Genomic DNA, 14,755 nt, shown 5'->3' with positions numbered 1-14,755 from the left:
AGGAAGCGTGGGCAAAACAAAACAGGCTCAGTAAAACCTCATTGTTGCGGATCAGTTTTAAGCCGTACGTTGAACGACTGCATCTGCCATGATCAGGCTTCGCAACCTGGCTCACCCAAGGAAATCCGCAATGGACGATGTACAGCAACTGGGCGAGATGCTTCGTCATTACGCCGACAGCGAAGCGCATAAAAAACAGCAATTCGATGTGCAGTCAGCCCGTTGGACGCAAAAGCTCGATGAATTGTTCGGCCAGATTGAGCAGTGGCTTGCGCCGGTGAAGACGATCGGCTTGCTGGAGGTGCATCGTGAAGCCTATGTCGCCAGCGGGCCCAGCGTGCCGGTGGAGACATCGACGTTCAAGACCGAGAAACTAACCGTGAATATCACCGGTAAACCGGTGGAATTCGTGCCGGACGTGATGGGTGTGGGCGGGTTGATCTCCGTATCGGTCATGGGCTTGACCGCTGCACGCCACGGCAGCGTTTCGCTGGTGCTGCCGGCGGACAAAAACGATTGGTTGTGGAAGAAGACCAATGGCCTGAAAGACCCGGACACCTTTGGCTTCGACGCGAATTTCCTGGCCTCGCAGTTGCAGAGCCTGATTCCACGCGAACGTGTCTGAACTGTCGGTTGTGGGCAAGTTTATTTAAGCGCTGGATCACCAGGGTTGAGCTTTTTCCAACGTTGCATCACTACCTGCGCCTTGGGCTCCTGACCGTTTTCCAGGTAGTACTGGATCAACGACAGCCGCGCATTACGGTGATACGGCTGGCGCTTGAGCAGGTTTTCCAGTTGCTGGCAGGCTTCGTCGACACGGCCGCTGTCATGCAACGCCACCGCCAGCACAAAGGTGAACTGACCGTTGGCAGGCTCCAGGCGGGCGGCGTTGCGCAGGTGGGGCATGGCTTTTGCCGTGTCGCCCGAGCGAATCAGCATCAAGCCCTGGGTGTGCTGTAACAGTGCGGCGTCTGGGTGCCGGGCCAACTCATCAGCAATCAGGCCGCGTGCTTCTGGCGTACGGCCGTTGGCTTCCAGCCACTGCGCCAGGGTGACCAGCGCCGGGAAGAAATCCGGGTCGCGTAGCAGCGCCGTGCGCAATTGCGCTTCCACTTTGTCGCCACGGCCGCTGGCCTGGTAGAGCATCGCCAGGTTGAGGTTGGCTTCGGCGCGCTCCAGCAGGCTTGATTGCACCTGTTCGTATTCAGCGATGGCGCTGTCCCAGGCGGGCCCTTGGCCGGGCACACTCAACAAGTCCCGCGCGGCAATGATCCGCACGGCGCGCACGGGATCCCTGAGCAAGGGCGCGTACAGGGTGACGCGTTCCGCTGGCGGCAGCAGGGCGCTGACGGCACGCACGGCACTTTCCCGCACTTGCGGGGCAGGGTGGAGGAGGTCCTTGGTCGCCAGTGTCAACGCCTGTTCACTGGGATAGTTGGGCAGTTCGACCAACAGCGTCGCGCGTTGGATGGCCGGTAGATTGTTGCGAGCCAGTTGGTCATACAGCGCCTGGGCCGCACCGGTTTGGCCGCCGCGAATCAACACCATGCTCTCGGCGTAAGTGGGTGCCTTGAGTACATCCCTTGCCCCGGCAGGGATGCTGAAGCTGTGGTCATGACGCAAGTCGTTGCCCATATAGACTTTGCCTGGCATATGGCAGTCAACGCAGAACGCGCCCGGTTTACCGGTGTGTTCAGGAGAATCGTAGTTTTTGGCCTGTAGCCCGCGCCCATCCACTGTGGTGATCGAGGTTTTACCGGCGGTGTTATGGCATTGCAGGCACACCGCATTGCCTGGCGCCTTGAGTTCATTGCTGTGGGGGTTATGGCAGTTGCTGCAACGCACGCCTTTCTCGGCCATTTTGCTTTGAGCGAAGGAGCCGTGTTCGAACACCTCATCCTTGATTTTGCCGTCCAGGGCATACAGCTCACGGGTCAGCACGCTGGGCAGGTAGTCGTCCATCAGGCGTTTGCCCACGGTATAGCCATCGCCCAGGGGCGCACGGCGTGCATGGCAGCGGGCGCAGGTTTCCAGTTCGACGGTGGCGTCCTTGTCTTTGAGGTCCACGGCGAAGCCTGCGTGCAGCAGGTCGCCTTTTTTCGCGGCCCATTGCAGGTGGTTGGACGCCGGGCCATGGCACGCCTGGCAGCCGACACCGAGGCTGTTCCATTGACTGTCGAAGGTGTTGTTCTGTGCATCGAAATTACGTTTGTAGCCAGTGGTGTGGCATTCCACGCACATGAAGTTGGCGTTCTGGCTGGGTTTGCTCCAGTGCAGCGGGTTCTTGAAGTTCACGCCCTGGCCGGGATACAGGTGAAACCAGCGGTTTTGTGGGGTATCCCAAGCCACGCCGAGGGCTTGCAGGCGACCGCCTCCGACGTCGATCAGGTATTGCTGTAACGGTGCGATGCCAAAGGTGTAGGCCACCTTGAAGTCGGCCAGCTTGCCGTCGCTGCCTGGTGTGTTGACCCAGAAATCATCGCCCCGGCGGAAGAACCGCGTGGTCTCACCTTCGCCGGTAAAGCTCGCATCGTTGAAGTCCGCCGGCACGGTCTGCGGCGTGGCCAATTGCATCGCCAGTTGATGGTGCGAGCCTTGCCAATCCTTGGCCTGGGCTTGGTGGCAGCCTTGACACTGTTGCTCATCGACCAGGGTGGCCGGGGGCATGACCACCGGCTTGGCGGCTACCACCGGCGTCGGCAACCGAGGCGTACTGGCCTGCAGGAAGAACCAGACCCCTGCCATGGCCAACAACAGCAACACAATCAAAACGGGGTAGAGGTAGCGACGGGGTGATTCACGGTGGGGCGCGGCGTGTTGTTTTTTTGGCTTGGGCATTCCGACTTCCGTTGTCTTGATGCGTGGACGCTCTATTGGCGCGCTTAAGCTCTGTGCAGCTTTGACGCTGGGTGCTGGTCTGTCAAACAGGCCGCGCAAATGAGGTTAATTCCCCAGGATTGGCTATACCTACAGCTCACTGTTTCGATGATGATCGCCAGGGAGTTCAATGATGAAACTAAGGCTAATGATCAGCACGCTGTGCGTGGCGTCGGTCGCCATGGCAGGTTGTGCCAGCAAGGTCACTTCACCGGATGAGTACTCCGGCTTTCTCTCCGACTACAGCCAACTCAAGGAAGCCAAGTCGCCTTCGGGAGCCGAGGTGATGCGTTGGGTCGATCCCAAGCTGGACCTCAGCCGCTACCACGCGGTGTTCGTCGAACCGACCCAGTTCTACCCCAAGCCCCAGGCTACCGCGAAAATCCCGGAAAGCACCCTGAACGGCATCAACACCTATTACAACCAGGCGCTCAAGCGTGAGCTGGAAAAATCCTTGCCGCTGGCCAATGCGCCCGGGCCGGGTGTCATCGTCGTGCGGGCGGCGATCACCGCCGTGAGCAGCAAGACCGAAGGCCTTGCTCCGTATGAATACATCCCCGTAGCGCTGGTCGTCGCGACGGTCAGCACCGCGTCCGGCCATCGTGACCAGGAAACCACCCTGGGCACCGAGGCGCAGTTCCTCGACGGCGCCAACGGCAAGGTGATCGCTCAGGTGGTGCGCAAAGGCACTGGCAAGCCGCTGGCCAATGAGTCCCAGGTAATGAAGGCCGACGATGTGAAAAGCGTGATCGACGGCTGGGCGTCGGACTTGCATCAGTCATACGTCAAGCTCAAACACTAGAAAGTCCTTAAGAGGTGAGGGCCTACGCGCCCTCACCACCGCTTCACTGACCGCCAAACCAACGGAAATAGGGATTGGCGCCGTCCCCGCGTATGACCTCTCGCATATCCCGCCCCCAGGCATCCCGGTCGCCGTCGTAGGCATGCAGGCTGGCGCGGTAGAACTGCATCAGGCGTTGCTGCTCGGCAGCCAGTGTGCGAGCGAAAGTCTCATCCGCATGGATCAGCGGCACGGGCACGCGCAGATCGAGCAAGGCCGGCAGTACGCGGGTGATTTCCTTGCTGCGCACCCACGGCGCGTACTCAATGCGCGGTTGATCGTCGGTGACCGGCAACGTATCCCCGGCAAATCGTTCAAGGCCCTGGCGATCAGTGACCCAGGTTGCCAGCAGAGTCGCCGCCGAATCGATACCCACGTCCGCCAGGGCGCTGCGCACGCCCTGATCCTCAAATCGTTGGCGTATGCGTTGTACATCCAGGGTGATCGGCTCCAGGGAGCCCACCAGCAGCATCTCATGGAACTCGCTGGTCCACAGCGACGCGTACGGGAACACGTTGAGGAAGCTGCGCACCAAGGCGCGGGAGTCGTCGATGTTTTGCGTCGGCAGCGGCAGCCATTGGGCGAGCAAGCCGTTTTTCTCGAGGCGCGTCGCCGCTAAGTCATAGAAGTCCTGGGAATACAGGTTCACCACGCCGGCAGCGGAGGGTGGCGGGGGTTCCAGGGTGATCAGGTCGTAGGCTTGCGGGTTGCGCAGCAGTTCCTGGCGACCGTCGCGCAAGCGCAAGTCGATGCCTGGATCGCTGGCGGCATTGAAGTTGCCTTTGAACAAGGGGGCGGCTTGCACCACCGCTGGCAGGAGTTCAGCGACCACCCGATGTTCCAGGCCTGGATAGCGCAATAGCGCACCCGCCGTGATGCCGGTGCCGAAGCCGATCACCAGTGCAGACTTGGGCTCGGCGTTGTGAATCAGCAGCGGCAACAGCGCCTGGACCCGCATATAACGCAGCGACGGCATGGCGTCTCCCGTGTTGGAGACGCCCTGGATATACAGCCGCTGAAACGCCCGCGCTCCTTGGCCCTGGGTAACGACTGCCACCGTCGCGCCACGGCCTTCCTGGTAAAACGCCAGGCTGGCGTTGCGTGCACCAGGCAGCAATTTGGCCAAGCGATCCATTGGGGTCAGCAGTGCGACCGCTAGCGACACCAACCCCAGTGCAATCACCGCTTGCCGCCGACCTTTTTTAACACCCTGGCCACGGCGTACCGCCAGATACCCCACGACGCCAGCCACCACCGCCAACACGCCCAAGGTCCGTACCAACCCCAACCACGGGATCAGCACAAAGCCGCACAGCATCACCCCGATAATCCCGCCCAAGGTGTTGAAGGCCACCACCGCGCCGACGTCACGGCCGACATGCCGATTGCCCACACTCAAGCGCAACGCCACGGGAAACGCTGCGCCCAGCAGCAAGGTCGGCACAAACACGATGCACAGTGCCGCCACCGCAAAACGTGCGCTCATGCCCGGCAGTTCGCTTGCGCCCAGGCCCAGCACCAGTGCTTCAGCCTGGGTTTGCAGCAGTACCAGCCAGCGCCCCAACAGGGCGATTTCCAGCAGCGCCACCAAGCCTGCACCCGCGATCAGCAGGCCGAACACGCCCCAGGGATCGCGAAGACGTTCTACACGACCTGACATCAACTGGCTGCCGATGAACAACCCGGTGAGGTAGGTGGCAAGTACCACGGCGAACGCATACGTGCGGGTACTCATGAATTGCACGATGGACTGCGACCACACCACTTCATACCCGAGGGCAACGCCACCGGCGATGGCGTACAGCACCAATGCCAGTCGCGCCGGTTGCACAAGGCGCGCCGGCGCGATCTCAACAGGCGCTTGATGACGCACCGCCAACACTGCCCCCACCGCAGCGAGCAGATTCAACGCCGCCGCCACAAGCGCACTGCTGCGCACGCCAAACTGGGCAATCAATACAAATGCCGTGAGCAACGTCCCGACAATCGCCCCGGCGGTGTTGGCCGCGTAGAGGCGTCCACCCGCCTGGCTCAAGCCCTTGGCGTCGATGCCCAGCGAGCGCACCAGTACCGGCAACGTGCCGCCCATCAACACCGCCGGCAGCCCGACCAGGGCAAACGGCAACGCCCAGGCCAGCAGGCCAATGCGGTGTTCCAACCAGGCAAACGGTTCGGCCGCCACGCCCAGGGCCAGCGTTGCGCCCACCCCGAGCAAAGCAACCAGTAATTCCAGACCTGCATACAACAACAGCGGCCGCGCGAAGCGGTCCGCCAAACGTCCGAACAGCCAGCCGCCCAATGCCAGCCCGGCAAAAAACGCACTGATGCCAGCGGTAATTGCATACACCTCGACGCCCACCACCAGGGACAGTTGCTTGATCCATAGCACCTGATACACCAAGGCCGCACCGCCGGAGAGGAACAGGAGGAGGGCGGGGATCAGGATCGAGAGGGTTGCGGTGGTTTCAATGGGCTTGCTGGCGGTGCGTGACAACATTGCGATGAACCTTCTATCAACCCTAAAGAAGGCCGCCCGAGTGGGCGGCCTTGGATCACTATGGCGCAGGTTGCGCTTTCATCTTCTCGGCAATCTTCGCATCCACGCCCGCTCGAATCTGGTCGATACTGAAGCTGGCCGGTTTCTGGCTGGGCGGGTACTCGATAAAGGTTTCGAGGAACTTGGCCGATTTGGTCACCGCCACCGCGACCAGATAGACGTTTTTGGTGCTCCAGTCGTAATACTGATCGGAGACCACATCAGCCCGCTCATAAGGGTCCATGCGCAGGTTGAGGATCTTCGGCACCCGCAGGCACACGAACGGCTCGCTCCACACCTTGAACCCACCCGGTGCCCGCTGTTCGCAATACACCGCCTTCCAGTTGCCAAAACGCGCGGACACCAAGACCCCGTCATCGTTGAAGTAGTAGAACTCGTCGCGTGCGCCCTTCGGTTCTTGGCCGGTCAGGTAGGGCAGTTGGTTGAACCCATCCAGATGCACCTTGAAGTTGCTGCCTCCGGTCACGGGAGCCCAGCCCTTGAGCAACTTGCCTTTCACGTCACTGTCACCGGCTGCGGCCAGCAGCGTGGGGAACCAGTCCATGCCCGAGAACATCTCGTTGGAGACCTCGGCGGGCTTGATCTTGCCCGGCCAACGAATCATCGCCGGCACTCGATAGGCACCTTCCCAGTTGGAGTTCTTCTCGTTACGGAACGGCGTCGTCGCCGCGTCCGGCCAAGAGAACTGGTTCGGCCCGTTATCGGTGGTGTAGACCACGATGGTGTTGTCGGCGATCTTCAGGTCGTCGAGGGTTTGCAGGAGTTTGCCCACGTCACCGTCGTGCTCCACCATGCCGTCCGCGTATTCGTTGCCGGGCATGCCGCTCTGGCCCTTCATCGATTCGCGTACATGGGTGAACAAGTGCATGCGCGTGGTGTTCATCCACACGAAGAACGGTTTGTTGGCTTCGGCTTGTTTCTTGATGAACGCCTGGGCCGCCGCGGTGGTTTCGTCGTCGATGGTTTCCATGCGCTTGGTGGTCAAGGCGCCGGTGTCTTCGATCTTGCCATCGGCGAAGCTGTGGATCACCCCGCGCGGGGAGTTAGCCTTGACGAACTCCGCATCGTCCTTGGGCCAATAGGGACGTTCCGGCTCTTCCTCGGCGTTGAGGTGATAGAGGTTGCCGAAAAACTCGTCGAAACCGTGGTTGGTCGGCAGGTATTCGTCCTTGTCGCCCAAGTGGTTCTTGCCGAATTGCCCGGTGGCATACCCCAGGGATTTAAGCGCCTGGGCAATGGTGATATCGCGTTTTTGCAAACCCACCGATGCACCGGGGGCGCCCACCTTCGACAGGCCCGTGCGCAACGGCGTCTGGCCAGTGATGAAGGACGAACGCCCCGCGGTGCAGCTGTTCTCCGCGTAGTAGTCGGTGAACATCATGCCTTCTTTGGCGATACGGTCGATATTCGGGGTCTTGTAGCCAACCACGCCCATGGAATAGGCGCTGATATTGGTTTGCCCGATGTCATCGCCGAAGATCACCAGGATATTCGGCTTTTCGGCCGCCCAGGCGGATGCCGAGGCGCCGATCACCGAAACCGCCACCAGGGCGAGTTTCGGCAGCCACTTACGTATGCGAGTCATAAGACTTGCTCCTTTTAGGGCTTGAGTCGCATTGCCTGCGACCAACGTTTTTAACAGTCCATCGCGACGTCTTTTCTTATTGCACCTTCACTTGCACAGCTGGATCGAACGGATAGATACGGCCCCAGTCGCTTGCCATATCCACCACGGTCCACTGCTGTTGCTTGGCCAGGTCCAGTGCCTTGTCCAGGCGCCCCACCTGAGAATTGCGGTCGTAGGCCCATTCGCGCTGGGCATCGGTGTGATGCACCAGGCCCATCAAGCGTTTGCCAGGGCCGGCGGCGGTCCATTGCAGCATTTGCAGGTCGCCGTCGGAGTTGCCGAAGGCCAGGATCGGCCGACGCCCGATGATGGCGTCGATGCTTTCCGGCTTGCCTGGGCCGTCGTCGTTGTGTGCCAGCTTGGCGGTGCGCAGCACTTGCGGCTTGCCGTCCTTGAGCTGGAGTTGGGTGACGAAGTTGGAGCCGATCACCTGCTCAGGCGGCACGCCATACACCTCTTCGGCGAAGGCGCGCATGAAGGCGGTATCGCCCCCGGAGACGATGTAGGTCTTGAATTGCTGACTGCGCAGGTAGTCGAGCATTTCCAGCATGGGCTGGTAGATCATCTGGTCGAACGGCTTGCCGGTCTTGGGGTGACGGGCCTGCTTGAGCCAGTTCCTGGCGTTGTCGATGAAGGCTTCGGTGCTGACCCCAGTGTGGGTGGCGCCGATGATTTTCAACAAGCCGTCCATGCCGGCAGCGGCAAGGGCCTTGTGGTCGCCTTCGAGCACGGCCTGGAAGGGCTGCGTAGTTTTCCATTCCGGATGCTGCGGCGCCAGGCGCTTGACCTCGTCAAAGGCGAACAGCACTTCGAAGTACGCCGGTTGCTCGGTCCACAGCGTGCCGTCGTTGTCGAACACGGCGATGCGTTCGGCGGGCTTCACGTAGTCCTTGGAGCCTTCGGCGGTCACCACCTGGACGAACTCAATGATCTGCTTTTTGTTCGGGCCTTCGTTCCATGACGGCAGCGGATCGGCCGCCAGGGCAGGCAGGCTCAAGAGGAGGAGAAGGGGCAGGGCAGAACGCAGCGACGTCATGGGAAGTCCTTTTCGTGACGAGGGTTCAGTGGAACCAAGCGTAGTTGACGACAGGCCCAGCGCAATGCTGGCCATGCCTTTCGCCACAATGACCGCAGGCGGGGCCATAGGGTACGGATCAGATAAGCCGCCAGCACCAGCACGACGATGGCCGCCATCCATCCCAGCAAATGCCGCGACAGCTGCCAGCGTGCGTGCTGCCCGAGCGCCTTGAGGTCGTCGGTGACGGAAAAGGTCGGCGTGTAGGCGCGGGTAGCCTGGGCCTTGAATGTCAGCGCGGGTAACTGCGCGATTTGCAGGCGATGGTTGCGGCTGTCCCACCATTTCAGCTGGAGGGCGGGCAGGGTGTAATGGCCGCCTTTTTCCACGCGATACACCAAGTGATCGATGCGTTGGCCGCCGGTGACGGTGCCGCGTCCGTCATCCAGGTTGCTGATGGCAGGCGCCTGCGGGTATCGGCGCAGCCCGCTGATGTCAGCCGCAGCAGGCGGTGGCAGCGACAGCCCTGGCGTGTTGTCGGCTTGAAGGGTCACTGTACGGGTCACGCTGTCGCCAACCTTGAGATCGCCGGCCGCAAGTGTCTGGTTCAAGCGCAGGCCACTGGCGACCAACACGGGCTCGCCGGGCGCAAACCCTGACGGCTGGACGGCCTCGAAGGTCAGCGGCGCACTCTGCGCACTCAATGGCGCGCTGGCCTGGCCCGGTTGGGCACTCACCGTCAGCGCGGGCACGCTGAAGTGTTGCGCCGTCGTCGGCGTGATCAGGTAGGCGTAGCGCATCCCGTAGAAGGTTTGCCCGTCGATCACCTGTGTGGTGTGCTCGGCCTCGCCCCCCGGTTGCTGTACGCGCGCGCCCGCCAGTTTCAGGTCCGGCAATGTCGCGGCGGCGGTGAACCAGGTATCCGTCAGCACATCCACCTGTACCTGCAACTGCTCGCCCACGACGACTGATGCACCGGGGATCAATTGCGCGTTCACCCGTAATTGCGGTTCGGCCGCCCATAACGGCCCCGACACCAACAGCAACACGCCCCAGTAGCGCTTCATGGTCGCGCCTCCTGGTCTTGCAAGCTGAATTTGCGGCGCAGAAAGTTGGCCGGTGACGTGGTCAGGTTCTGCAACCACAGGGCGTCATTATTCGCCTGTTGGGTCTGAATCGCTTTGCTCTGCCCCTTGCCCGGCGCTTTATCGAACTTGATCTCATCCGGCTTGACCTGCGGCGTGTTGTTCGCCGCGCTTTCGGTGTCTGTTTTCAGCGCAATCGCCAGGGCCAGGTTGGCCGTGGCTTCGGGGAAGTCGGGTTGCAACCGCAAGGCTTGCTGATAGGCCGCGATGGCGTCATCGAACTTGAAGCGACGCACATGGATATTGCCCAGATAGAACGCTGCTTGCGCGGTATGCAGGGCGGCGAAGGTGGTTTGGGCCAGCTCGTAATCGGCGGCGTTGTAGGCGGCGATGCCTTTCCAGTAAGGGTCGACGAACAACGCGGCGGCCTGCGGGTAATGATGGTGCTCGAAGGCCCAGCGGCCTTGCTGATCGGGCGTCATGAACGGATTGGCCTCGGCTTGCGTCGGCGGCAGCAGCAGGCCGAGCAGCACCACTGCCGTCCAGTTCAGGCTCCAGCCCTTGCGCACACTCAACAACGCCAACAGCAGTAACGGCCAGCACAGCCAATAGCCGGCGTCTTTCCATTGCAACAGACGTTGCTGCTCGTCGACGTTCTGGAAGTGCTGCTGGGCGTGCAGTTCGATCCAGTCCAGATCATCGTCATTCAGGGTCAGGCTGCCCAGCGGTGCCTTCAGGGCCGAGGCCAATGGCTTGAGCGTAGGACTGCTGCCAAGGGCCAGGATCAGGATTTGCAGCGCATTGTCCTTGAGGGCGGGCAGTTGGGCGACATCGGCGCCATCCGTCACCAGCAGCAAGGTGCCGGGCGATTGCTGCAACAGGCGCTTGGCCTGTTCGATCACGCCGGCCAGATCCTTGCCGCTCTTGCTGATCAAGTCGGTGCCCAATGCCTGAATGAAGGTATCGAGCAAGGCCGGATCATCGGTGGGCGGTAACACCAGATGGGCGCTGCCGGCGTAGACCAGCAACGCGGTGCGCGCGCCTTTGCGGCGCTCGACCAGGTCATGCAGCTTGTGTTTGGCGGCGGTGAGGCGCGTGGGCGGCACATCGGCGGTGTCCATGGACGCTGACAGGTCCACGGCGATGATCAGCGGTGCACGGTTCTCAAGGAAATCCGGGCGGTCCTGCTGCCAGGTCGGTCCCGCAGCGGCGAAGGCACCGACGACCAGCAACGCACTCGCTAAATGCACCGGGCGCAGGCGATGGGGATCGTTCGGCGTGAGCAGTAAATGCGGCAACAGGTGCGGGGCGATCGTGCCGCGCAGGCGGCGCTGCAGATCACGGCTGCGCTGCCACACCCACGGCAGCAGTACGCCCATAATCGTCAACAACAGCCAGGCAGGACGCAGAAAGTGGAGGTCACTGAAGTCCATCAGCACGCTCCCGTTTCCATCGATGCGGCCACATCGCGGCGATCAGGTGATACACCACCAACACGATCAGCGCGGCACACAGCGGCCACCAGAACAGGTCGCGCTTGGGCTGATGGCTGAGGGTTTTCACCTGATGCGGTGTGATCCTGTCGAGCGTGGCGTAGACCTGATCCAGGCTGTCGCGGTCCTCGGCACGGAAGTAATGCCCGCCGGTGGCGCTGGCAATGTCTTGCAAGGCGTTGAGGTTGACCTTGGCTTCGCCGCTGGCCTGCGGGTCGCCGATGCCGATGGTGTGGATGATCACGCCCTTGGCAGCGGCCATGTCGGCGGCGTGGTCCGCAGTGATTGCACTGCTGGTGTCATTGCCATCGGTGAGCAGGATCAGCACTTTTTCCGGTTCATGGGCCTGGTCCAGCAGCTTGAGGCCAAGGCCAATGGCGTCGCCGATAGCGGTGTTCGGCCCGGCCATGCCGATGCCGCTGTCGTCCAATAACAGCGATAGGCTGGCATGGTCGAGGGTCAAGGGGGCCTGGGGGTAGGCGCCGCTGCCGAACAGGATCAGGCCGATACGGTCGTTCTTGCGCTGCTGGATAAAGCCATGCACCACCTGTTTGACGGCGGCCAGGCGGTCGATCTTGTGGCCGTTGGCGTCGGTAAAGTCCTCGGTTTCCATGGATTGGGAGATATCGATGGCCAGCATCAGGTCGCGCACCGGTTGTTGGCGTTCGATGGGTTTTTCCACCCAGACCGGCCGGGCGACCGCCAGCACCAGCAACGCCCACACCAGCAGATTGAGCAGCAACTGGCTGCGATGAGTCCGGGCGCTGCGGTTAGACGCTTCACCGACCGCCTGGCGCATGCCGCCGAAAAACGGCACGCGCACCGCACTGCGCGCTTCGCGATACACCGGCAGGTAGCGGTAGGCCAACCACGGCATCGGCAGCATCAATAGCAGCCAGGGATAGTCAAGCTGCCACATGGTGTTGCTCCACCCAGGCCTTGCACTGGGCCAACAGTTGCGGGTCCTGCGACGCTGTGCCGTAGGCCATCTGGGCCAGCCGTTGAGCGAGGTCGTCGGGAATCGGACCTCTGGCGTGGCGTTGCAGGAAGGCTTGCCACTCGGCGCCATGCAAGGTCGGGATACGTTGCTGTTCTTCCACAGGGAGCGGCATCGACAGCGCGACGCGCTTGAGCAGTTCGGGCAGCTCGCGCAGGTCTTCCAAGGTGTCCAGCCGCACCAGCGCTTCACGCCGGTAGGCATCACGCCGCCAGCGCAACCATTTGCGGCCTGCCAGCACCAGCAACGCCAGCACCACAACGCCCAGCAACACGCCCCAGCCCCAGGTCTGCGGCCAGTAACTGACCGGCGCAGGCAAGCTCAACTCCGTGAGTTGCTCGATGCTTGGCACGTGACGGCTCACCGACGCTTCCCCAGTTCACTGCGCAACTGATCGGCGGCGGGCAGGGCGGTGCTGATCATCAGCAGTGGTACTTGGCTGCGGCGCAGCAGGTTAGCGACATCCTTCAAGCGTCCGCCGAGAAAATCCCCCAGGGGTTGGCGCACCTGCCGCTGGTCCACCGCCAGTTCCACCTGCAACTGGCCCTGGGTGACCCGCAGCTGTCCACGGCTGGGCACATTGAGTGCCAACGGGTCATACACCTGCAACGCGATCACGTCGTTGTGCGCTGACAGTTGCTGCATCAGTTGCAAGGTACGCGGCCCGGCGCCGGCAAAATCGCTGACCAGGCAGATCAGGTGGTCGTGCCCGGCCACGGCCAGGCATTGCTGCAAGACCTTGTCCAACTGGCCATCGCCTTCATGGTCGGGATTACTCGCCGTCAACTCGGCATTTTGCTGAGCGATGTGACTGCACAAGGCTTCCACGCGTTTGCGGCTGCGCAAGGGCGCCACACTGTCGACACGCTGGTCGTTGAACACCAGGCCGCCGACCCGATCCCCGGCGTTAAACACCATCCACGCCGCCAGCGCGCCCAACTCTGCGGCGACGGCGGATTTGAAGCTGCGCACCGAGCCGAAAAACATCGACATGCGCTGGTCCACCACGATCAGCGCCGGGCGGTCGCGCTCTTCGGTAAAGGTGCGCACCACCGGTTTGCCGGTGCGCAGCGACGCGCGCCAATCCAGATGACGCAGGTCATCGCCCGGCTGGTAGCGGCGCAACTCATCGAAATTCAGGCCTCGGCCGCGCAGGCGTGACGCATGGTTACCCGCCAGGATGCTGCCCTGGGGCTGACGCGCGACAAAGCTCAGGTCGCGGGCCTGGAACTGCAAGGCCATCAATTGCGCCAGGCTGACGTAGACAAACCCGTCGGCGTTCATGCGGGAATCGCCACTTTGCTGAGCAGCCGGTCAAGCACCTGATCAGCCGTCACGCCATCCGCCACCGCGTCATAACTCAATTGCAGGCGATGGCGCAGCACCGGATGGGCGACGGCCTGCACGTTGTCCGGCGTGACAAAGGCCTGGCCTTGCAACCAGGCATCGGCCCGCGCGCAGCGGTCCAGGCCAATGCCGCCACGGGGGCTGGCGCCGAGGCTGATCCAGCGCGCCAGGTCGGCGTCGTAGTCGGCGGGGTGGCGGGTGGCGTTGATCAGATCGATCAGATAGCGGTCGATGGCCGGCGACACCTGGATCGCGCTGACTTCCTGGCGTGCGGCAAAAATCACCTCCTGCGCCAAGGTAAAGCCCTGGACCGCCTGGGTAACTGACGCCTGTTCTTCTTCGCGCAACAGGCGCAACACCTGGCTTTCGTTGGCGGCGCTGGGGTAGTCCAGCAACAGCTTCATCACAAAGCGGTCCATCTGGGCTTCCGGCAGTGGGTAAGTGCCTTCCTGTTCGATGGGGTTTTGCGTGGCCACCACGATAAACAGTTCCGGCAGAGGGTGACTGGCGCCGGCCACGGTGATTTGCCGTTCTTCCATGGCTTCCAGCAAGGCCGCCTGGACCTTGGCCGGTGCGCGGTTGATTTCATCGGCGAGGATCAGGTTGCCGAACAGCGGGCCGGGTTGGAACCGGATCTGGTTCTGGCCATCGACCTGGTGCAGTACTTCGGCGCCGGTGATGTCCGAGGGCAGCAGGTCCGGAGTGAACTGGATGCGACTCATCTTGGCGTCCAGGTGCCGGGCCAGGGCCTTGACTGTGCGGGTTTTGGCCAGCCCAGGGAGGCTTTCCAGCAGCAGATGGCCGTTGGCGAGCAGGCCGAGAAGGATCTGGCGGATCACCTGGTCCTGGCCGAGCACGCTTTCGGCCATGCTCGCTTGCAGGGCGTTCAAATCATTGAGTGCGGTCATTGCACACC

At 62.2% G+C, this 14,755-nt stretch carries 12 protein-coding genes; 2 read left to right on the top strand and 10 right to left on the bottom strand.

Annotation, left to right across the window (positions count from 1 at the left end; genetic code table 11):
* Window positions 1–130: 130 nt before the first annotated feature.
* Window positions 131–625 (top strand): hypothetical protein, encoded by a 495-nt coding sequence (locus AYR47_RS22650; RefSeq protein WP_033902914.1) that lies wholly within the window; start codon window positions 131–133, stop codon window positions 623–625.
* A 20-nt stretch (window positions 626–645) separates the two neighbouring features.
* Here AYR47_RS22650 and AYR47_RS22645 read toward each other — a convergent pair whose 3' ends face one another.
* Window positions 646–2,838: a tetratricopeptide repeat protein gene (locus AYR47_RS22645; protein WP_061436971.1), complete on the bottom strand. Its 2,193-nt coding sequence runs from the start codon at window positions 2,836–2,838 to the stop codon at window positions 646–648.
* Between the two features lie 172 nt (window positions 2,839–3,010).
* On the opposite strand from AYR47_RS22645, the gene AYR47_RS22640 reads away from it, so the two are divergent.
* Window positions 3,011–3,679 carry a DUF3313 domain-containing protein gene (locus tag AYR47_RS22640; RefSeq protein ID WP_033902912.1) on the top strand — a complete coding sequence of 223 codons (669 nt, stop codon included), beginning with the start codon at window positions 3,011–3,013 and terminating at the stop codon, window positions 3,677–3,679.
* A gap of 43 nt (window positions 3,680–3,722) precedes the next feature.
* Here AYR47_RS22640 and AYR47_RS22635 read toward each other — a convergent pair whose 3' ends face one another.
* The 9 genes from AYR47_RS22635 to AYR47_RS22595 form a co-directional block, all read right to left on the bottom strand.
* A complete protein-coding gene (locus AYR47_RS22635; RefSeq protein WP_061436969.1) occupies window positions 3,723–6,215 on the bottom strand; it encodes a fused MFS/spermidine synthase in 2,493 nt (830 codons plus the stop codon).
* A 58-nt stretch (window positions 6,216–6,273) separates the two neighbouring features.
* Window positions 6,274–7,860, bottom strand: a complete 1,587-nt coding sequence (locus AYR47_RS22630; RefSeq protein WP_033902910.1) for an arylsulfatase — start codon at window positions 7,858–7,860, stop codon at window positions 6,274–6,276.
* 76 nt (window positions 7,861–7,936) lie between these two features.
* Window positions 7,937–8,938 carry an HAD family hydrolase gene (locus AYR47_RS22625; protein WP_061436967.1) on the bottom strand — a complete coding sequence of 334 codons (1,002 nt, stop codon included), beginning with the start codon at window positions 8,936–8,938 and terminating at the stop codon, window positions 7,937–7,939.
* Window positions 8,935–9,984 (bottom strand): BatD family protein, encoded by a 1,050-nt coding sequence (locus AYR47_RS22620; protein WP_033902908.1) that lies wholly within the window; start codon window positions 9,982–9,984, stop codon window positions 8,935–8,937. The genes AYR47_RS22625 and AYR47_RS22620 overlap by 4 nt, the downstream gene beginning before the upstream one ends.
* Window positions 9,981–11,435, bottom strand: a complete 1,455-nt coding sequence (locus AYR47_RS22615) for a vWA domain-containing protein (RefSeq protein WP_208603911.1) — start codon at window positions 11,433–11,435, stop codon at window positions 9,981–9,983. The genes AYR47_RS22620 and AYR47_RS22615 overlap by 4 nt, the downstream gene beginning before the upstream one ends.
* Window positions 11,422–12,414, bottom strand: a complete 993-nt coding sequence (locus AYR47_RS22610; protein ID WP_061449471.1) for a vWA domain-containing protein — start codon at window positions 12,412–12,414, stop codon at window positions 11,422–11,424. The genes AYR47_RS22615 and AYR47_RS22610 overlap by 14 nt, the downstream gene beginning before the upstream one ends.
* Entirely contained in the window at window positions 12,401–12,856 is a 456-nt protein-coding gene (locus AYR47_RS22605; RefSeq protein WP_061436965.1) for a DUF4381 domain-containing protein, read from the bottom strand. Before AYR47_RS22605 ends, AYR47_RS22610 begins: the two co-directional genes overlap by 14 nt.
* A complete protein-coding gene (locus tag AYR47_RS22600) occupies window positions 12,853–13,776 on the bottom strand; it encodes a DUF58 domain-containing protein (protein ID WP_061436964.1) in 924 nt (307 codons plus the stop codon). The genes AYR47_RS22605 and AYR47_RS22600 overlap by 4 nt, the downstream gene beginning before the upstream one ends.
* Window positions 13,773–14,747 (bottom strand): AAA family ATPase, encoded by a 975-nt coding sequence (locus tag AYR47_RS22595; RefSeq protein WP_061436963.1) that lies wholly within the window; start codon window positions 14,745–14,747, stop codon window positions 13,773–13,775. Before AYR47_RS22595 ends, AYR47_RS22600 begins: the two co-directional genes overlap by 4 nt.
* Window positions 14,748–14,755: the final 8 nt, after the last annotated feature.

It is taken from the genome of Pseudomonas azotoformans, from assembly GCF_001579805.1.
GTDB lineage: Bacteria > Pseudomonadota > Gammaproteobacteria > Pseudomonadales > Pseudomonadaceae > Aquipseudomonas > Aquipseudomonas azotoformans_A.
The sequence above is the reverse complement of the archived record's forward strand: the minus strand, read 5'-3'. Positions and strand labels throughout refer to the sequence as shown.